The organism is Chamaesiphon minutus PCC 6605, from assembly GCF_000317145.1.
Classification (GTDB): Bacteria; Cyanobacteriota; Cyanobacteriia; order Cyanobacteriales; family Chamaesiphonaceae; genus Chamaesiphon; species Chamaesiphon minutus.
This window is the reverse complement of sequence record NC_019697.1, coordinates 2,582,204-2,600,257: the sequence shown is the minus strand read 5'-3', so window position 1 is coordinate 2,600,257 and position 18,054 is coordinate 2,582,204. Positions and strand designations below refer to the sequence as shown.

The following is an 18,054-nucleotide window of genomic DNA, read 5'->3' as shown; positions in this document are numbered from 1 at the left end:
CGGGTTTTGCATCACAAGCAGCGGTTTCAACCGCACGCCTAATCAACTCAAACCCGCCTCCAACTCCGCCTTGGCCACTGCCAAAGCCTCCTTCACCTTACTGGCATCCCGTCCCCCAGCCTGAGCCAAATTCGGTCGCCCACCGCCGCCACCGCCGCAGATTTTGGCGATATTGCCGATAAACTTCCCAGCCTGTAAACCCTTTGCATTTACACCCTTACTAAAAGCGGCTACCAAACTAACCTTATCCGGTTCGGGAATCGATGCTAGCACGATCGCGCCTTCGCCGAGCTTATTTAATAACCGTTCCGCCGCAGTTTGGAGTGAATTAGCATCCACGTCGCCGAGTTCGGCGATAATGATTTTAAACTCACCGATCGATATCGCTTGCGATAGTAACTGTTCGGATTTAGCGATTGCGAGTTCGCCCTTAATCGTCTCTAATTGCTTTTGGTTGGCTTTGAGTTCGCTTTGCATTGTCGAGATTCGATCGAGGATTTCTTCGGGTTTGGCTTTAAACCGATCGCTCAATTCTTTGACTACTTTATCGCGAACATTGAGATAGTCTAAAATTGCATTACCCGCTACCGCTTCGATCCGCCGTACTCCCGCAGCAACTCCCGCTTCGCTGATGATTTTAAATGCACCAATTTCGGCAGTATTATTCACATGGATACCCCCACACAATTCCATCGATACGCCAGGAAAATCGATCACACGGACTTCATCGCCGTATTTTTCACCAAACATGGCAACGGCACCTTTAGCCTTAGCTTGAGCGATCGGTATTACTTCAATTTCGGCTGAATGTGCTTCGGTAATCCAGGTATTTACCAACTCTTCTACCTGTTGAACTCGATCGGGTGTGAGCGCGCGAGGAGAGTTAAAATCGAACCGCAATCTGTCGAATGAAACTAACGAACCTGCTTGCGAAATTTCAGGATCGACGAGTTGTTTTAAAGCTGCTTGTAATAGATGCGTTGCTGTATGATTTGCCTGAGCGCGACGACGACAAGCGGTATCGATTTGGGCGGTAATTGTATCGCCAACTCGCAAATTTCCCCGTTCGATCGTGCCGAAGTGAACGAAGAAATCTGATTCTTTCTTGACATCATCGATGCGGACTAATAAATTATCGCCTGACAAGTACCCGCGATCGCCAATTTGTCCGCCAGATTCGGCATAGAAGGGACTTTTATCTAAGACAATTTGGACATTCATTCCCGCATCTGCTTCCTCGCAAACTTCACCAGCTAATAACAATGCCACAACTTCGGCAGTACTATGATGTTGGTGATAGCCGATAAAATCAGTCGCATGAATTGTATCTGCGAGTTTATCTAACGAACCTTGAACTGTTAGATCGATACCTCCATGGGTATCAGGAGTATTTTTGATATCGTCCTCCTTCGCCCGATCGTAACCCTCAACATCCACCGTCAAACCTTGTTCTTCAGCAATTTCCTGAGTTAATTCTAATGGGAAACCATAAGTACCATATAACTTAAAGGCATCTGCACCATTAATTTGGGTAATTCCTTTTGCTTTGACATCTATAATTAAATCGGCTAAGAGCTTCTCACCGCGTTCTAAGGTTTTGAGGAATTGGGTTTCTTCTCTTTGTAATTCGGCTTTGATACTATCAGCTTTCGATCGAACATTTGGATATGCCGATTCCGATAACACGATCGCTGTCTCGGCTACTTTAGTTGTAAAGTGGTCATTAATTCCGATCGATCGACCGTGACGCACTACCCGTCTTAATAAGCGACGTAAAATATAACCGCGTCCGACATTAGATGCGCGAATTCCATCGGCATTCATATGGACGATCGCGCGAATATGATCGCCGATTACTTTCAAGGAAGTTTTGGTCTTCTCATCGCTAGAATTGTAATCAATTCCGGCAATTTCTGCCGCTGTTTGGACGATCGGAAAAATCAGATCCGTCTCATAATTGTTCGGTACATCCTGAAGGATTTGTGCCATCCGCTCCAAACCCATCCCCGTATCGATGTTCTTGTTCGCTAACGGTGTGAGATTGCCATCGACATCGCGGTTGTACTGCATGAACACCAGATTATAAAACTCGATAAATCTGCTGTCATCCTCCAAATCGATGTTGTCATTCCCCAATTCGGGATGGAAATCATAATAAATCTCCGAACACGGCCCACAAGGACCCGTAGGCCCCGATACCCAGAAATTATCATCCGCTCCCATCCGCTTAATTCGCAGGGGATTCACGCCAATTTTGTCGCGCCACAGGGCAAAAGCTTCATCATCATCCTCAAACACGCTGACAACCAACCGCTCCGGCGGCAGATTGAACACCTTTGTCGAGATTTCCCAACCCCATTCGATCGCTTGTTCCTTAAAATAGTCCCCAAAGCTAAAATTGCCCAACATCTCAAAAAACGTATGATGCCGCGCCGTCCGCCCCACATTCTCGATATCATTGGTACGGATACATTTCTGGGAAGTCGTCGCACGCGGAAAATCGGGGCTACGTTGACCCAAGAAGATCGGCTTAAATGGTAACATCCCCGCGATCGTCAATAACACCGTCGGATCTTCCGGCACCAAGGAACCGCTCGGTAACGGCTGATGCCCCCGCTGGCTATAGAAATCGAGGAAGGCTTGACGTATCTCGGCACCGCTGAGTTTGAGAGCAGACATAGGACTTTAAATATAGGGATGGCAGTATAGTTGCTATCTCTCTATTGTGCCATTTTTGGCTTCGGCAATAACAACCTGCTAAAATGCCAAAGTTGTCAGTTATGAAAGCTTCTGCATGGAATTTGAGTGGAACCCGAATAAAGCTGCTATCAATTTGAGCAAGCATGGTATCTCTTTCCAGGAAGCCGCAACCGTATTCGATGACTCATTATCTATGACATTTCCGGACTCCGACCATTCCGTTGGCGAAAACCGCTACATTATAATTGGGATGTCTAGTTTGGGGCAATTATTGGTTGTCTCCCATACTGAAAGAGAAGAGCGGATTCGCATCATCAGTGCTAGAACAGCTACTCGCGCAGAAAAGAGGTTTTATGAAGAAGGAAGTTGACGAACTAGAAGATGAATTACGCCCTGAATATGATTTTGCTGCGATGCAGGGGGGTGTAAGAGGTAAATACGTTCAGCGATATCGATCTGGTACCAACTTGGTTCTCTTAGATCCCGATATTGCTAAAGCTTTTCCAACTGACGCATCTGTAAATGAAGCGTTGCGATTGTTAGTCAAAATTGCCGATCGACAGCAGTAGTTAAACAGCACAGTTGGAGTCGATTTAGTTGTGACAAAATAAAGGATGAAGTGAATCATCTCGACACTTATGACAGTAACAGAGCTATTTCCAACGCTAAGAAATTTGCCTCGTGCAGATAAGTTAAAGGTCATGCAGTTTTTAGTGACAGAACTAGCTAAAGATGAGGAACCAGCCTTACAACCTGGTGCAACTTACGAAATTTGGTCGCCATTTGATTCTCATGCAGCGGCTCACAAGTTAGCCCAACTATTAGAATCAGAACCACCACAGGCATAATGCGCGACAGTCAAAGATTTAACTTTATTGAAGGATTTGATGCTTCGAGGTTTATTAGTGTCAGCACAAATTAGCGATCTAGATCCAGTTCGTCTGGTATTTGCTTGGAATTGAAATGTTCTCTAGGCTCCTATAAAGTCGGCGATCCATGATAAAAACACAGCATAATAAGCTAGTGAAAAATCGAGATAGCGATTGCTACAAATATTTTTGCTTATCGATTTGCAACGTCAGTTATTCGATCGAGTTTCTAGATCCTTGAGATTCGCTCGCATAGCAACAACCTAAGCAAATCAAGGATAATAGACGAAAACCCCAGAGGAGAACACAATCATGGACTGGAAAACATATATTCATTCAGATCCCAAAATCCTGCTCGGAAAGCCTGTAATCAAAGGAACGCGGCTATCGGTTGAATTTATTCTCGGACTATTTTCAGAAGGATGGACAGAACAGCAGGTTTTAGAAAACTATCCAACTCTGAATACTCGATCGATCCAAGCAGTCTTCGCTTTTGCGGCGGAATGCCTCAAGGACGATGTATATTACACATCTTTATTATCTGAGGTAGGTTAATGCAGCTTCTGGCTAATGAAAACTTCCCATTAGTTAGCGTTCAACTGCTGCGACAAGCAGGCTATGAAGTCGCGTCCATAACTGAAGACTCACCAGGAATTGAAGATACTGAAGTATTGGCTCGTGCGGTTGATGAGCAACGGATAATTTTGACGTTCGACCGTGATTATGGCGAACTCATCTATCGTTTTCGATTACCCCCACCAAAAGGTGTCATCTATTTACGATTTCGTCCTCATACACCAGAAGAACCAGCAGCGATCTTATTGAATTTGTTTCAGACTCAGGAATTGCAGATTGAGGGATGGTTTACGATCTTAGAACGGGATAGAATTCGACAACGCCCTTTACCTTAGTCGATCGATTGGCAAGGTCAATTATTCTTTAGTGTAGCCTCTCCTGAGAGAATCGAGTCGCTTCACATTCACAGTAATACATACGGCTACTGTCTGGACTCTGAATCATAGTCGATCGCGACTGTCGATCTTTATATCGCTGTGCCAAGTCGCAGATGTTAAGAGTATGTTACTTAAATTAACTATTAATTTAAGATTACTTGACCAATATTTATCCCTTTCAGGACTAAATTGAATTAATTTAGAAGTCGGCTCTTGGAAATGTTCTGATTACCACACCCATTAAACAAGGTAGATAGAACATTTTCTGTTACACAGAACACAATTATGCTGAATGTTTACCAAAGCTAGATCGTTAAATCGATCGGTCTTTAAAATAAACATTAAGCAAGTAGCATCGATCGAGATCTCGAAAATTTTGGATTTGAGATTTAAGTCAAAATCATCCCCGCCGCAAAATTTACGGAGTTTGGCATGAAAATTGCAGTTATCAAAGAGACTAATCCTGGCGAGCAGCGTGTCGCCCTGATTCCCGATCTGGTTGCCAGGTTGGTGAAACAGGGTTTGGAAATTTGGGTGGAAGCTGGAGCTGGCGAAAAATCGTTTTGGAGTAATGAGGCATATACTCAAGCTGGTGCAGAAATTATTACCGATACTGAAAGGCTTTGGGGCGAACCTGATGTGGTGCTAAAAGTTGCGCCGCCAAATCCAGCGGAGGCTGGTAAATTGAGATCGGGTGCGACGTTGATTAGTTGCTTGACACCTTTGGCAAACGAGCAATTGATGAGTCAGCTTGCCCGTCAGAGTGTGACGAGTCTGGCGATGGAATTGATTCCCCGCAGTACTCGCGCTCAGAGTATGGACGCGCTCTCTTCTCAGGCTTCGATCGCGGGCTACAAGGCGGTGTTATTGGCGGCTGCGGCTCTGCCCAAGTACTTTCCGATGTTGACTACGGCAGCCGGGACGATCGCGCCTGCAAAGGTATTTGTAATTGGGGCTGGGGTGGCTGGCTTACAAGCGATCGCAACTGCCAGACGTTTGGGGGCAATTGTCGAGGCGTTTGATATTCGTCCAGCGGTGCGCGAGGAAGTCCAGAGTTTGGGTGCTAAGTTTATCGAGGTGCCTTTGACTGAGGATACTGTCGGCGAAAATGGCTATGCGAAAGAGGTTTCGCAGTCGGCACAGGAGTTGACGCAACAAACGATCGCTCAACACGTTCGATCGGCTGATGTGGTGATTACCACAGCGCAGGTGCCAGGGAAGAAGGCTCCATTATTAGTTACTGCCGAAATGGTGTCCCAAATGCGTCCCGGTTCGGTAATAGTCGATCTGGCTGCCGAACAGGGTGGGAATTGTGCTTATACGGAGGCTGGTAAGTCGATCGACAGGCATCAGGTAATGGTGATTGGGACGATAAATTTACCCGCGTCTGTGCCCGTTCATGCAAGTCAATTGTATGCCAAAAATATTAGTACTTTGTTGCAATATTTGATTAAGGATGGTGTATTAAATTTAGATTTTGCCGACGATATTGTCAGCAGTACTTGTGTGACTCACGAGGGCAAGATTTGTCACGATCGAGTTCGGAATTTTGTCGAAAGTACCAGTCAACCTTCGGTTGTTGCTTAATCGAGTTCTAAAATTATGCCAACGATTGAAATCGTGGCTAATGATGCAAAGTCCGCTGTCTTGTCACGCTAAACCCTCGGCAAAGCTGAGGAGCGCGTGCCTACGCGGACTGAATTTCTTAGTCCGCGTAGGCGGACTTCTCACCACGAGCGGCGGTTTCCAACCGCACGGATTTCTTAATACTCTCTAGTGGGTTGGGCGGGTTTGTTCTTGAATGGCTTGCTTCGTTTGGAAAAACTAGCATTGTCTTGTCGCGCTGTCTTGACTGAAACACATGCTCCTCCACTCTCCGCGTGATTTCAGTCGCAAACCGTCGGGAAACAAAGGCGTGCGCGCGCCGCAAACCCGCCCCTACAGATCTTACACTTCATAAAATCTATGTCTTCAACATTAATTGCTGCTCTATTTGTCTTTTTGTTGGCAACCCTTGCAGGTGCTGAGGTTATTAATAAAGTCCCGCCAACCCTTCATACGCCGTTGATGTCTGGTTCTAATGCGATCTCTGGCATTGCGGTAATTGGTGCTTTATTAGTTGCTGGCAATCCTGGCGATAATTTAATTACCATCTTGGGTGCGATCGCGATCGTGTTGGCAACTATTAACGTTGTCGGTGGCTTCTTAGTTACCGATCGAATGTTGCAAATGTTCAAGAAAAAAGAAACAAAGGTTAGTTGATAGTTGGTAGTTGGTAGTTGGTAGTTGGTAGTTGGTAGTTCACCGATTATAAGTGGTGTTTTTTGTTAATTATGGATATTACTGGATTTATCCCCACGGGGATTGAGATTAGTTATTTGGTAGCGACTGCGCTATTTTTTATCGGGTTAAAGTATTTGGGTTCGCCAGCAACGGCAAGACAGGGAAATACGATCGCGGCTGTCGGGATGTTATTGGCGGTTGTGGGGACGTTACTAAATGCTGGCGTTGTCAATTATTCAGTCATCTTTTTAAGCATTGCCATCGGTTCGGCGATTGGGGCGATTGGTGCTTATAAAGTTGCCATGACAGAGATGCCGCAGATGGTGGGGTTGCTCAATGGTTTGGGTGGTGGAGCTTCGACGCTGATTGCGGTGGCGGAGTTTCTGCGCGGATTGCCTGCGGCGGAGGTACCCTCGATCGATAGTCGGATTACTTTAATTTTAAGTATTCTCATCGGGGGAATTACGCTCACTGGGAGTTTAATTGCCTTTGCTAAGTTGCAAGAATTGATGTCGGGTTCGCCGATTACTTTCCCGTTGCAACAGCCTGTAAATATCTTACTATTTGCGAGTTTTGTCGTCGGTAGTGGCTATTTTCTAACCGTACCGAAGGATGAATTGGTATTTTTAGGATTGACTGCGATCGCTTTAATTTTAGGTGTATTATTCGTCTTACCGATCGGTGGTGCGGATATGCCTGTAGTTGTCTCGTTGCTGAACTCGTTTTCGGGAATTGCGGCGGCGGCGGCGGGTTTCGTGTTGATGAATAATATCTTAATTATCGCTGGTGCATTGGTTGGTGCGTCGGGGATTATTTTGACACAGATTATGTGTAAAGGGATGAATCGATCGCTTAGTAGCGTGTTATTCGGTGCCTTTGGTGGCGTGAAATCTGGTAAAGGTGGTGCTGGTGGAGCGGTAGAAGATCGCACGGCGCGCAGTGTCGATGCCGAAGAATGTGCGATGATGCTGGGTTACGCTCAATCAGTTGTCATCGTTCCAGGGTATGGAATGGCAGTCGCTCAAGCTCAACACTCCGTGCGCGAATTGGCCGACCAACTCGATCGATTGGGCGTGGAGGTCAAATATGCAATTCATCCAGTTGCAGGGCGGATGCCGGGGCATATGAACGTGCTGTTGGCTGAGGCGAATGTGCCCTATCCCCAACTTTACGATATGGATGATATCAATACCCAATTCGATCGAGTGGATGTGGCATTAGTCATCGGTGCGAATGATGTCGTCAATCCAGCGGCGCGCAGCGATAGCAATAGTCCAATCTTTGGGATGCCGATTCTGGATGTAGATAAAGCCAAACACACGATCGTAATTAAGCGCGGGATGAGTACTGGTTTTGCTGGTGTCGAAAATGAGTTATTCTATCTCGACAAAACTATGATGTTATTTGGTAGTGCCAAAGATGTCGTCGGTAAGTTAGTTTCGGAGATTAAACAATTGTAAGTTAGTGGATATTGGATAGTGGATAGTGGATAGTGAAAATAGTGGACGCAAGCGTCCTTTTGCTCTCCATTACCCATTAACCGTTACTCATTACCCGCTGCCTTCTACTAAGTAGGTAGGCGCAATTATTTTTAAAATAGATTATAGATTAATAGATTTTGCCTGAAACCTAGCTGGTGGGCAGTGCCCACCCTACGCAATATCTTATATTTAATTATGCCCATCTACTTATATCAAAAACTTCGCAAACTTAATACCGCAAACTGCACTGATTAATCCACAAACCAAACCATTAATAAGGATAGATATGCCCCAAGTTATTTGAGCGAAACTTGTGAAACAGCCACCATTAGATCTAAACAAACCATTTGCTAGCTCTAGTCCTTTCAATCCCAGCCAAGATAGCAAAAGAATCGAAAATACACCCAATACACCGCCAATTGTCGCACTTCCCAAGCCAGCCGTCCAAGCATAATACGGCTCGAATTTTCCACCTTCACGCAGTAACCGATATCTTACTACCATTAGCATTCCAGCTAAGGTAGCACCAGCAACAGTCCCGATCGGGGCTACTAGTGAATAGCGCAAGTATGATAAGAGATAATAATGAAAATATCCATACCACCAGCTAAATTGAGAGTTGGTTGGTGTTTGAGAAAAGTCGATGAGGGTCGTCCAGGTGCCGAGCCACGGTAATAAATATGGTGCGACTAATTTACCCAATAGCATCGTGCTAATGGCAATAATTACCGAACCTAGTAGGGAATAACCAATGGTGGCAAATAAAGACCAAGGCGATCGAGTTTTCCAGGTGACGATCGCGCCAGATATGACTCCAGGTGCCAAGATTATGCCTAAATAAAGTAAGTGAATTAGTTGAAGTTGCAGCATATAACCGAAAGCGCAGATCTAGATTGCTACTAGTAGTTATAGTCATCTATCTAACTACTGCCATCAGTATATTCCACAAACAAAAATAGTCTCTTACTCGATGCGATCGTCGTCACAGTCAATTGGGTTAATAGTTAGGAAATTTAGGCGATCGAGTTCACAAGTTTTCCAGAGTTCGATCGAGATTCTATTTGTTAGGATTTATAATTTGCAATATATAGTCAAGTTCGTTAAGAAATTTTATAATTAGTCTGCGTAGGCAGACTTTGCATCACCAGCGGCGATTTTAATCGCTGTAGTTTATAAATAGCGATCTTCTCTACAAAGCCTCGATACTCAAAATACTACCATCGCTAAAATCGATATTTAGATTGCAATTATTGAGTAGTAAAGTGCCGACTTGCGGACGACGACCCATGGCTAATACGGGTACTTCTAATTCTACTCCATCCCAAACAACTGTTGCGCGGTGAACTGGTGTCGGCAAATTTTCATCATTAGCAAGGTTGGAGTTAATAGTTGCCACATAAGGCAGTTGCAACTTGGCAATTGCGGCAACTGGCAAAGTCAAAGCTCCTTCAAAGCCTGTATTAATTACACAACCAATTTCTAGATCTGGATAGCCAGAGATCCGCACGAGGACTTTTACTTGTGGTTGCCGTCCGATGACAATGCCATTAATCACGATATATCTACCTTTGTCAAAGAACCACCAACTGCATAAACAGCATTAAATCCAATTCGTTCTGCCCAAATAATAGCATTGGGAAATTGAGATTGCAGTCGATCGGTCGCTTCTAATAAATTATCATCAATTTCATAGTTGCCCGTATTAAGATCGATCGCGATAATTTTACCGAGATTTTCGCGGGTTTCTACCTGCGCTCGGATCGATCGATTATAAAGATCCTGTCCGCGTCTGGCAATTTTGGCAGGGTTGGGTGCAATGGATGCGTCGTTACTATTTAGCTGAGTCATAACCCGATCGACTGCGCTGTATATTATTCTTTTCTGATTATACCAAACTCGGCGTTGCCAGATTCAGGTATGAACAGCTAGAGATGAGAGCGGGGAGCGAGGAGCGCAAAAAAGTAACTCACTCCCAACACTACTAGCTACACCCCTTCCCAAATCAGAAGTTGTCTAGATGCAGCCACAAAGCAGTTGAGAAACTTTGGTGGATAGATAAAATTGTCGTAAGCTAACGCCATTTGTCTGGCAGCTTCCGCAGGCAAAATCCGTCCGATGCCCGTGCCCAAGCCAGGACAGGCAACAGTCGCGATCTTTTGTGACTGATGGCGATTGTGATGTTCGACAGCCAATAGCATTGCCCACATGGCGATATAGGGGATATCTGTGCCCACGATTTGCATCGGGACGCGCATGGTGGGCGTATGGGCTAAAAAAGGATGCTGCGGATGTCCGGTGGCGATGATAAATGAGGTGCCAACTGATTGCTCGCCGAGATAATCATCGAGGATCTTTTGTTGAACTCGCTCCATTAGGGATATCCCAAAAAACTCGGTAATTGCGGCATCCATACCCCCATCCATCATGCCAAATGAGTTGGCGGGACTGACGAGACAGTCGTAAGTATTTAATCGCTCGAAGCCGCAATTAGCGACTTCTACATTCGGGAAATAAGCGAAACGTTCTTGAAATGCTTGGAATAGTGCGTAGTTTGGGGCTACTAAAATTAATTTGATTTTCGATCGATTCATATGCGATCGAAGATATCAAGCTCGATCGAGTTTGTCAATCCTAAGCGAGATGTCGAGTCACAATGTTGTCATCCCATTTTGAACTTTGCAGTGCGCGGTGGAGGTTCTCTCCAGAGCGCGCCCGACAACGATCGATGATTGGAAATGCTTAGAGGATGTCTGAAAACTCAATTTTGTTAAGCTCAAACCCTAGAGAATCCCCCCTAGCCCCCCTTAAAAAGGGGGGAAACGGATTTTAAAGTCCCCCTTTTTAAGGGGGATTTAGCGGCGCATCGAACGGGAGGTTCCCTCCCGTTTGTGTGCGACAAGACAGGGGGATTTACCCAGCGTAAACGAAGCAATTAGACTTTTCAGACATCCTCTTAATGTCGATCGGTATTCATCCTTGCTAGTTCAATATTCATCTTTGTTAGATATTTCCTTCTCCATATTATCAGCAACTAATCCGATCGAGTTAATTATTTTAGCCAGACTGTTTTCATCTAACTTTGCATCGACTTTAGCTGTGAATATCGCTAAATTATTATTGCTGCTCGTCCGAATTACCTCCCAAGAACCAATTTTTTTCTCATGAGATTGCCTCATCATTTTATCGCTGAGTTCTGCCGATAAGAGTCCAGAACTTTTGTAAGCAAGTGCATAAACTTCTCTTAGCTCTACAGTCGTGCCATTAATTTTATTGGTATTAGAATCGATTAACACTACTTGTGTCCGATCGTTCGGGCAAGTTACGAGTACTTTAAAATCGCCATCACTGGTTATTTCGTATTTTATCCCTGCTTTTTCTAAAGCAGCTTTTACTCTGGCATCCGTTTCGCCAGCATTAGCAATAGGGGAGAAGGAGCAGAGCAAAATAGATGATGTAGCGACGACTAAAGATAGATTTTTGAGACTGAATGGACGATTCATAAGATCGATGGTGAAGGGATAACCGAATACAGTGTAATTCAATTTGTCAACAAATAGCTAAATAAGTTGCAACTTAAATAGCGATCGCTGAAAAATATCTCCACTAAATTATCTAGACAGTCTCAGTTGACTCGATTGCGGAAACAATTGGTGCTAATCGTCAATAGTTTGAGTCATAGTGAATTGGATGGCGCGCACGAGGAGATCCCATCTCTCTCCAAATGTCTACACATCAACAATCGCAGTCAGGATGTGGGTATGAGTAGTCGTGTTGGTTCACACATAAGTTGTTGAAATCTTGTAATGCCTTTTACCATTATTCTTTAGTTACAGCCATCAAAGACCAAGCTCGATCGGTTGCCAGCTCCAAAATTGACTGGTGATAATCGCTCAAACTTTCGCGATGTCCGACACTCAAATATGTCATTCCCGAATCGCGAAGCTGTTGATATAACTGTTTTTCATTTTGCGTATCTAGCGCGCTAGTTGCCTCATCTAAAATTGCATAGCGAGGTTTGTTAATTAGCAAGCGGGCAAAAATCAACCGCTGTTGTTCGCCTAATGATAATACCTGCGCCCAATTTTGTTCGGTATGAAAGCCGCCGTGTTGTTGTTCTAAGTTGGGTAGATTAACCTGAATTAAAATCTTGCTCAGATAACTATCTTCCACTTCGGCATCCATATGTGGATACAACATTTGATCGCGTAATGTGCCCAATACCATATAAGGTCGTTGGGGTAAAAATAGCATTTCTGTTAATGGCGGACGGATAATTTTGCCCGTACCAGCATCCCACAATCCAACGATCGCGCGGAGTAATGAACTTTTACCACAACCGCTCGGCCCTCGGACGAGTAGACCTTCACTGGGCGATAATTCGATCGACAAATCCTCGATTAAAGTGCGTTCGCGGTTGGGGGTTTGGAGTGTCACCCGATCGAGTTCTAGTCGCTCGACTACTGGCGCATTGGTGGCACAGATAACTTCTGTTTCGATCGTCGGTTGCGCCGAATCTTCAGATTGTGAATCGGTGGCGACTGTACCATCCAAGGATTGCATGAAAGTATATAAACGCTCGACACCAGCCCCAAAAGTGGTCAGAGCTTGAAAGCGCGAGACGATTAAATTGAGCGAGAAAAAGACCCGAATGAAAGCTCCTTGAGCTTCGGTGACTTTACCAACTTCTAACTCGCCTGCAAAAATCCCAGGTGCAACCACAATTGCAGGGAGAATGAAGGGAATAAATTCGTAGGCATTGGTGAGAATATTTAGATTTAGTTCCCAAAAAATCAACCGTTTAAAGTTGTCGAATACTTCTGCGAATCGACTTTGAATTCGATCGGCTTCGTAGCCTTCGCCCTGATAAAACGCGATCGCTTCGGCATTTTCGCGCACTCGGACTAAACTAAAGCGAAAATCAGCTTCTTTTTTGAGTCGCTCGAAATTGAGTCGCATCAATGGCTGTCCGAAGATGCCTACCGTCGCCAGAGTACCCACGAGCGCATAGACGACCAAAAATAAGATCAGCGGCGGCGAAATGCCCCACAGGACGCTCGTAAATGCGGCGATCGCTAGTAATGAATCAACCAAGGCTAGTAGAAGTGTCAGTGACTCCTGGGTGAAGCTTTTGACATCTTCGGCAATCCGTTGATCGGGGTTGTCGATATTAGCTTCGGCATAGTTGAGGTTGTAAAACGATCGATTCTGGAAGTAGCGATCGAGAAACGAATTTGTCAACCATTTGCGCCATTCAACACCCAACCTGTCGCGCAAATAGACATAGCCAGCAAACAGCGGTGCGTAGACAACTAATGTTCCGGTAAATACCAAAATTGTCTGCCAAAATCTCGCCTCATCGCGCGCCGATAGAGCCGAAATCAGCACGCCGCGTTTGTTATTGAGCAGGACGCTCAATCCGGTATAGCCCAATGACAACACGATGACGGCAAGCAATAACCCCCGCGCGCGCCACTTATCATCGCTCGACCAATAAGATTTGGCGATCGCCCAAAACTGTCTGAATACGGTGAGATTGAATCTTTGCATGATTTTTGTGATGTGTCGCCAACGATCGACTATTAACGCAAGTTGCTAGTTACTGGAGCCTACGACTGGAAGTCGTGGCTGGTGGTGCAAAGTCCGCCTACGCGGACTAGGATTTTAGTCCGCGTAGGCGGACTTTGCACTATGAGCAGCGGTTTCTAACCGCTGAGGTGAGAACTAGGAACTTGGGTTACTAATTAATTGTAAAGATTTCTAATGACGCGACAAGGATTGCCGACCGCGACAACATTAGGGGGAAGATCTCTGATGACGACACTACCCGCACCAATAGTCGTACCCGCGCCAATGGTGACGCCGGGACAGATAATTGCGCCACCGCCAATCCAGACATCATCCTCGATCGTAATCGGTGCCGCCATTTCCAAACCGGATCTTCTAATTTCTGGATCGAGGGGATGATATGCGGTATAAATTTGCACCTTGGGCGCGAACATGACATTATTGCCAATGAAAACTTCGTTGCAATCTAAAATGACGCAATCGTAGTTAATAAATAGGTTGTCTTTTGCATGGATATGGCAACCAAAGTCACACATAAAAGGTGGCTTAATTGTGAAGTTTCTGCCGATCGATCCAAATAGCTTGCTAATAATTTTCGCACGTTTTTCGTGTTCTTCAGGGCGCGAATGATTGAAGGGATACAGCAGCTCTTGTGCTGCGGCCATCATCATTTGCAGTTCTGGATCGGAGAGCGAAAAGTATGGCTCGTTTGCCAGCATTTTTTCCCGTTCTGTCTGACTCATTTGATGCCCTCAATTACCATCTGGCGATCGATTGTAGCTAATTATCGACTCAGTTACTCAGCTTTAGGAGAGTTTGGAGACAATCGTGACAATTAGCACGAATACTCCGAGCGATCGCCGAAAGTAATTAACGCCTTGAAATATTTCTGCCAAAGACCAAATAAAAATCGCAATTAAGGAAATCGTCTCCAATCCGGTATGAATTATTCCAGTTTTAAAAATGACCTGGAGAAAGCTGGAGATCGCCCACACCATAATCGGTAGATTTGGCGGTTGAATGATGACGATATTGCCATTTTTGTCTCGAAAGAATCGATCGAGCCAGGTATCTCTCATTAGATTTGGGGTTGGTTGTGTAATGATTTGATTTTGCCGAGCGCGAACTGTCCGATCGAAAGCTTATTAACTAGCGATCGTCCGAGTTTATATTGGTGCCGAATCCACTCCATCATTAAACGATTCCACAAAAATACCAATGCCGTTATACCACCGTAAGGAAGCATCTTCTTGGTAACTATCTTGACGTTCTTTTGGGCGTTTACTTTGCAATCGGATAAGTAGACACCTAATAGAGCGCGATTAATCAGTCGATGAAAGTCTCGATCCGGTAATCGATCGACAGCTCGATCTGCTGCTTTGAAAAAGTAAACAAATCGATCGCTTTATTTTCCTACTTTGTACGAGTCTTTAATCGAGCTTCACAACCATCTTGCCAATATTTTTGCCGTCAAATAGGCCGAGAAAGGCTTCTACGGCTCGATCGATCCCAGTGGCTACTGTTTCTCTATTTTTCAATTTACCTGCCTGAAAATAGCCACCTACTTCCTTGTGGAACTCATCAATGAGGTTGAGCGAATCGCTGACAATTAGTCCTTTCATCGTCAAACGTTTGGTGGTAATGTTAAACAAATTACTCGGCCCAGGAGCAGGTTTTTCGGCGTTGTAGCCAGAGATACCCCCACAGGCAATAATCCGACCGTAAGTTCGCAACACTGCGAGTGCAGCTTCGAGACTTGCGCCGCCGACATTATCGAAATAGACATCGATCCCATCTGGTGCGACCCGATTTAGTTGTTCTAAAACTGGCGCATCTTTGTAATTAAATACTCGATCGAATCCACACTCATTTTTGAGGAAGTCGATTTTTTCACCCGAACCCGCCGCGCCGATAACTTCGCATCCGCGCAATTTTGCCAATTGTCCGGCGACATTACCGACTGCGCCAGCAGCACCAGAAATAAAGACGATATCGCCAGCTTTGACATCGACCAAATTTAACCCCGCCCAAGCCGTTAAACCCGTCGCACCCAGGGTACCCAGATAAACCGACAGCGGTTGAATTTCACGGTTGACTGGATGCAATGCCTGGGCTTCAGCGATAAAGTATTCGCGCCAGCCCAACATGGAGGTGACGATATCGCCAGCTTTGAACCCTTCGGCGCGAGATTCCACAACTTCGCCAACTGCGCTACCTTCCATCGGTTGACCCAGTTGAAACGGTGGTACGTAAGATTTGGTATCGTTCATCCGACCCCGCATGTATGGATCTACCGACATGTAGAGGTTGCGAACGAGGATGCTTTCGTCTGGTAGCGGTTCTAGCTTGTTTTCGACGGTGGCGAAGTTGGCGGCGGTGGGCATTCCGTGGGGGCGGGAGATGAGATGAATTTCGCGACTGACGATTTGGGTCATGGGGATTGGGGAGTAGGGGGTTTGGCAGCTTACAGCGAACTATTAACGATCGATATCGTGGAACCTCTAAGCCAGAACAGCGGTTTTGATTGCGGATTGGGCGGTGGCGATCGCTTTATCGCGGGCTTCGTCACCCATGCTGAGACTATCGGCGTGAATAAACTCCACATCGGTGATGCCCATGAAGCCAAAAATGAGCTGGAGATAGGGTGTTTGCATGTCATAACTATGACCGGGGCTACCGTCGGGATATGCACCGCTACTGGCGGTAATAATGGTCATTTTCTTGTTATGAACTAGTCCTTTGTACCCGTTAGCATCGACGGCAAATGTCCGCCCGACGCGGGTAATTTGGTCGATATATGCCTTGAAGCTGGCAGGGATACTAAAGTTGTACATCGGAATCCCGAAGACATAGCGATCGGCAGCTATAAATTCATCGACTAGCTCGTTAGAGAGTTGAATGGCTTGTTTTTGAGCGGGGGTGTGCTGTTCGGGTGCAGAATAAGCAGCGGCAATCCAGTCTTCGTCAACAAAGGGAATGGCATGATGTCCGAGATCGCGGTAGGTGACGGTATCGTCGGGATGAGCGGTTTGCCAATTAGTGATAAATTCTTTGGTAAGGGTGCGAGAGACAGACCTCTCTTGGCGGGGACTGGCGTCGATGTGGAGGATGTGGGTCATGGGGAGTGAGGAGTTGGGACTGTGGGTTGTCTGGATGTTCGCGAACTAGCGGCGATCGATTGGGTGATTTAGATTAGAAGGGAATTTGTTTTCGATCTCGGAAAAATTTTCCGCTCAAATTCAGGTCGGCATCTGTTGCTAGCCAGATGGCAGTGTCTGCGCCTTGTGCTGGAGAGCGGGAGGCGTTGGAGCCGCCCATATCGGTTCTTACCCAACCGGGACACATGGAGTAGACGGCAATTTTTTGGAATTTGAGAGCGGTGGCTAGCAAGATGGTTGCACCGTTGAGCGCGAGTTTGGAGAGGGAATAGCTAGGCGTCTCGGTAGATATGCCATCTAAGGCACCTAAGTCGCTGGACAGATTAATTACTCGCGCCGCTGTAGCTTTGGATAAATGCGGTAAAAAGGCTTGGGTGGTGCGAATTGCGCCAAAGGCATTGGTATTCATCGCTCGATCTAGCAATTCTCGATCGACTGTGAGGATGTTTACGTCCTCATCTGGATAAATGCCTGCGTTGTTAATTAAGACATCGAGATGGGTGAATTTTTCGCCATATTCTTTGGCGGCGCGCTCGATTGAATCATCGTTAGATACGTCTAGCACCAACGCATGGATGTTATCGGATTGCAGCTTTTCGATGGCGGTTGTGGCATTCTCGATCGATCTGGCTGCTAAAATCACATCAAACTCAGCAGCGAGTAAGCCTTGGCAAATTGCGAAGCCGATCCCTTTGTTTCCACCTGTAACTAGGGCATATTTGCGCCGCTCGGCAGGATTTGTATTCATCTTGGGTTAATTATCGGGATCGACTAATCGATTGAGATGTAAATATGCTTCTTCTGGCGTCAGTCTATTGCCAGTCTCGTCAGGAATATAAAACTCCCAACTATCGGGAAAATGCCGAACGACAAAACTAGGAATCAGTCCCATCATCATCGCCATTCTGCCTAGATTTTCAGCTTGTTCGGCAAGGCTAATTTCGTCAACGAAATCGGTATAACTCATGCGGATTGTCTCCTTACAATCTGGTGTATTTTACTAATTTGCTATCAATTTTAGGCGATCGATTCTCGATCTCCCAAT

The 18,054-nt window shown here is 45.6% G+C and carries 21 protein-coding genes and 1 pseudogene; 8 read left to right on the top strand and 14 right to left on the bottom strand.

Annotation, left to right across the window (positions count from 1 at the left end; translation table 11 throughout):
* Positions 1–42: 42 nt before the first annotated feature.
* Complete coding sequence (gene alaS, locus CHA6605_RS12015) at positions 43–2,679, bottom strand: alanine--tRNA ligase (RefSeq protein ID WP_015159709.1); 2,637 nt, start codon at positions 2,677–2,679, stop codon at positions 43–45.
* Between the two features lie 115 nt (positions 2,680–2,794).
* On the opposite strand from alaS, the gene CHA6605_RS12010 reads away from it, so the two are divergent.
* From CHA6605_RS12010 to CHA6605_RS11975, 8 genes are all read left to right on the top strand, one after another.
* On the top strand, positions 2,795–3,070 hold the full coding sequence (locus CHA6605_RS12010) for a BrnT family toxin (RefSeq protein ID WP_015159708.1): 276 nt from the start codon (positions 2,795–2,797) through the stop codon (positions 3,068–3,070).
* A complete protein-coding gene (locus CHA6605_RS12005; protein ID WP_015159707.1) occupies positions 3,054–3,269 on the top strand; it encodes a hypothetical protein in 216 nt (71 codons plus the stop codon). Before CHA6605_RS12010 ends, CHA6605_RS12005 begins: the two co-directional genes overlap by 17 nt.
* A gap of 69 nt (positions 3,270–3,338) precedes the next feature.
* Positions 3,339–3,548 (top strand): hypothetical protein, encoded by a 210-nt coding sequence (locus CHA6605_RS12000; RefSeq protein ID WP_015159706.1) that lies wholly within the window; start codon positions 3,339–3,341, stop codon positions 3,546–3,548.
* A gap of 333 nt (positions 3,549–3,881) precedes the next feature.
* Complete coding sequence (locus CHA6605_RS11995) at positions 3,882–4,124, top strand: DUF433 domain-containing protein (RefSeq protein WP_015159705.1); 243 nt, start codon at positions 3,882–3,884, stop codon at positions 4,122–4,124.
* Positions 4,124–4,480, top strand: coding sequence for a DUF5615 family PIN-like protein (locus tag CHA6605_RS11990; protein WP_015159704.1), 357 nt, complete (start codon positions 4,124–4,126; stop codon positions 4,478–4,480). The genes CHA6605_RS11995 and CHA6605_RS11990 overlap by 1 nt, the downstream gene beginning before the upstream one ends.
* A gap of 474 nt (positions 4,481–4,954) precedes the next feature.
* Positions 4,955–6,109 carry a Re/Si-specific NAD(P)(+) transhydrogenase subunit alpha gene (locus CHA6605_RS11985; protein ID WP_015159703.1) on the top strand — a complete coding sequence of 385 codons (1,155 nt, stop codon included), beginning with the start codon at positions 4,955–4,957 and terminating at the stop codon, positions 6,107–6,109.
* Positions 6,110–6,487: 378 nt separating this feature from the next.
* A complete protein-coding gene (locus tag CHA6605_RS11980; protein WP_015159702.1) occupies positions 6,488–6,784 on the top strand; it encodes an NAD(P) transhydrogenase subunit alpha part 2 in 297 nt (98 codons plus the stop codon).
* 77 nt (positions 6,785–6,861) lie between these two features.
* A complete protein-coding gene (locus CHA6605_RS11975; RefSeq protein ID WP_041549213.1) occupies positions 6,862–8,265 on the top strand; it encodes an NAD(P)(+) transhydrogenase (Re/Si-specific) subunit beta in 1,404 nt (467 codons plus the stop codon).
* 228 nt (positions 8,266–8,493) lie between these two features.
* Here the strand turns inward: CHA6605_RS11975 and CHA6605_RS11970 are convergent, their stop codons facing one another.
* The 13 genes and pseudogenes from CHA6605_RS11970 to CHA6605_RS11915 all read right to left on the bottom strand — a co-directional run bounded on the left by CHA6605_RS11970 (position 8,494) and on the right by CHA6605_RS11915 (position 17,976).
* On the bottom strand, positions 8,494–9,156 hold the full coding sequence (locus CHA6605_RS11970; protein WP_015159700.1) for a hypothetical protein: 663 nt from the start codon (positions 9,154–9,156) through the stop codon (positions 8,494–8,496).
* Positions 9,157–9,475: 319 nt separating this feature from the next.
* Complete coding sequence (locus CHA6605_RS11965; protein ID WP_015159699.1) at positions 9,476–9,841, bottom strand: aspartyl protease; 366 nt, start codon at positions 9,839–9,841, stop codon at positions 9,476–9,478.
* Positions 9,838–10,134 carry a hypothetical protein gene (locus CHA6605_RS11960; RefSeq protein ID WP_015159698.1) on the bottom strand — a complete coding sequence of 99 codons (297 nt, stop codon included), beginning with the start codon at positions 10,132–10,134 and terminating at the stop codon, positions 9,838–9,840. Before CHA6605_RS11960 ends, CHA6605_RS11965 begins: the two co-directional genes overlap by 4 nt.
* A gap of 137 nt (positions 10,135–10,271) precedes the next feature.
* Entirely contained in the window at positions 10,272–10,877 is a 606-nt protein-coding gene (locus tag CHA6605_RS11955; protein ID WP_015159697.1) for a macro domain-containing protein, read from the bottom strand.
* 393 nt (positions 10,878–11,270) lie between these two features.
* Complete coding sequence (locus CHA6605_RS11950) at positions 11,271–11,786, bottom strand: hypothetical protein (protein ID WP_015159696.1); 516 nt, start codon at positions 11,784–11,786, stop codon at positions 11,271–11,273.
* 316 nt (positions 11,787–12,102) lie between these two features.
* Positions 12,103–13,833 (bottom strand): ABC transporter ATP-binding protein/permease, encoded by a 1,731-nt coding sequence (locus CHA6605_RS11945; protein WP_015159695.1) that lies wholly within the window; start codon positions 13,831–13,833, stop codon positions 12,103–12,105.
* Positions 13,834–14,027: 194 nt separating this feature from the next.
* Positions 14,028–14,594 (bottom strand): sugar O-acetyltransferase, encoded by a 567-nt coding sequence (locus CHA6605_RS11940; protein WP_015159694.1) that lies wholly within the window; start codon positions 14,592–14,594, stop codon positions 14,028–14,030.
* A 63-nt stretch (positions 14,595–14,657) separates the two neighbouring features.
* Positions 14,658–14,930 (bottom strand): hypothetical protein, encoded by a 273-nt coding sequence (locus CHA6605_RS11935; protein WP_015159693.1) that lies wholly within the window; start codon positions 14,928–14,930, stop codon positions 14,658–14,660.
* Positions 14,930–15,241 (bottom strand): annotated as a pseudogene (locus tag CHA6605_RS37265) (DUF2600 family protein); the annotation flags it as partial. The pseudogene CHA6605_RS37265 and the gene CHA6605_RS11935, both read right to left, overlap by 1 nt.
* A gap of 40 nt (positions 15,242–15,281) precedes the next feature.
* Entirely contained in the window at positions 15,282–16,286 is a 1,005-nt protein-coding gene (locus tag CHA6605_RS11930) for an NADP-dependent oxidoreductase (RefSeq protein ID WP_015159692.1), read from the bottom strand.
* 66 nt (positions 16,287–16,352) lie between these two features.
* Positions 16,353–16,970 (bottom strand): FMN-dependent NADH-azoreductase, encoded by a 618-nt coding sequence (locus tag CHA6605_RS11925; protein WP_015159691.1) that lies wholly within the window; start codon positions 16,968–16,970, stop codon positions 16,353–16,355.
* Between the two features lie 73 nt (positions 16,971–17,043).
* A complete protein-coding gene (locus tag CHA6605_RS11920; protein WP_015159690.1) occupies positions 17,044–17,757 on the bottom strand; it encodes an SDR family NAD(P)-dependent oxidoreductase in 714 nt (237 codons plus the stop codon).
* Between the two features lie 6 nt (positions 17,758–17,763).
* Entirely contained in the window at positions 17,764–17,976 is a 213-nt protein-coding gene (locus CHA6605_RS11915; protein ID WP_015159689.1) for a hypothetical protein, read from the bottom strand.
* Positions 17,977–18,054 lie beyond the last annotated feature (78 nt).

Excerpts from the sequence above, each read along its gene's own strand:
- CHA6605_RS11990 (WP_015159704.1), top strand. The coding sequence starts at position 4,124 with ATGCAGCTTCTGGCTAATGAAAACTTCCCATTAGTTAGCGTTCAACTG.
- CHA6605_RS12010 (WP_015159708.1), top strand. The coding sequence starts at position 2,795 with ATGGAATTTGAGTGGAACCCGAATAAAGCTGCTATCAATTTGAGCAAG.
- CHA6605_RS11960 (WP_015159698.1), bottom strand. The coding sequence starts at position 10,134 with ATGACTCAGCTAAATAGTAACGACGCATCCATTGCACCCAACCCTGCC.
- CHA6605_RS11920 (WP_015159690.1), bottom strand. The coding sequence starts at position 17,757 with ATGAATACAAATCCTGCCGAGCGGCGCAAATATGCCCTAGTTACAGGT.
- CHA6605_RS11935 (WP_015159693.1), bottom strand. The coding sequence starts at position 14,930 with ATGAGAGATACCTGGCTCGATCGATTCTTTCGAGACAAAAATGGCAAT.
- CHA6605_RS11950 (WP_015159696.1), bottom strand. The coding sequence starts at position 11,786 with ATGAATCGTCCATTCAGTCTCAAAAATCTATCTTTAGTCGTCGCTACA.
- CHA6605_RS11930 (WP_015159692.1), bottom strand. The coding sequence starts at position 16,286 with ATGACCCAAATCGTCAGTCGCGAAATTCATCTCATCTCCCGCCCCCAC.
- CHA6605_RS11955 (WP_015159697.1), bottom strand. The coding sequence starts at position 10,877 with ATGAATCGATCGAAAATCAAATTAATTTTAGTAGCCCCAAACTACGCA.
- CHA6605_RS11985 (WP_015159703.1), top strand. The coding sequence starts at position 4,955 with ATGAAAATTGCAGTTATCAAAGAGACTAATCCTGGCGAGCAGCGTGTC.
- CHA6605_RS12000 (WP_015159706.1), top strand. The coding sequence starts at position 3,339 with ATGACAGTAACAGAGCTATTTCCAACGCTAAGAAATTTGCCTCGTGCA.
- alaS (WP_015159709.1), bottom strand. The coding sequence starts at position 2,679 with ATGTCTGCTCTCAAACTCAGCGGTGCCGAGATACGTCAAGCCTTCCTC.
- CHA6605_RS12005 (WP_015159707.1), top strand. The coding sequence starts at position 3,054 with ATGAAGAAGGAAGTTGACGAACTAGAAGATGAATTACGCCCTGAATAT.
- CHA6605_RS11995 (WP_015159705.1), top strand. The coding sequence starts at position 3,882 with ATGGACTGGAAAACATATATTCATTCAGATCCCAAAATCCTGCTCGGA.
- CHA6605_RS11940 (WP_015159694.1), bottom strand. The coding sequence starts at position 14,594 with ATGAGTCAGACAGAACGGGAAAAAATGCTGGCAAACGAGCCATACTTT.
- CHA6605_RS11915 (WP_015159689.1), bottom strand. The coding sequence starts at position 17,976 with ATGAGTTATACCGATTTCGTTGACGAAATTAGCCTTGCCGAACAAGCT.
- CHA6605_RS11970 (WP_015159700.1), bottom strand. The coding sequence starts at position 9,156 with ATGCTGCAACTTCAACTAATTCACTTACTTTATTTAGGCATAATCTTG.
- CHA6605_RS11980 (WP_015159702.1), top strand. The coding sequence starts at position 6,488 with ATGTCTTCAACATTAATTGCTGCTCTATTTGTCTTTTTGTTGGCAACC.
- CHA6605_RS11945 (WP_015159695.1), bottom strand. The coding sequence starts at position 13,833 with ATGCAAAGATTCAATCTCACCGTATTCAGACAGTTTTGGGCGATCGCC.
- CHA6605_RS11925 (WP_015159691.1), bottom strand. The coding sequence starts at position 16,970 with ATGACCCACATCCTCCACATCGACGCCAGTCCCCGCCAAGAGAGGTCT.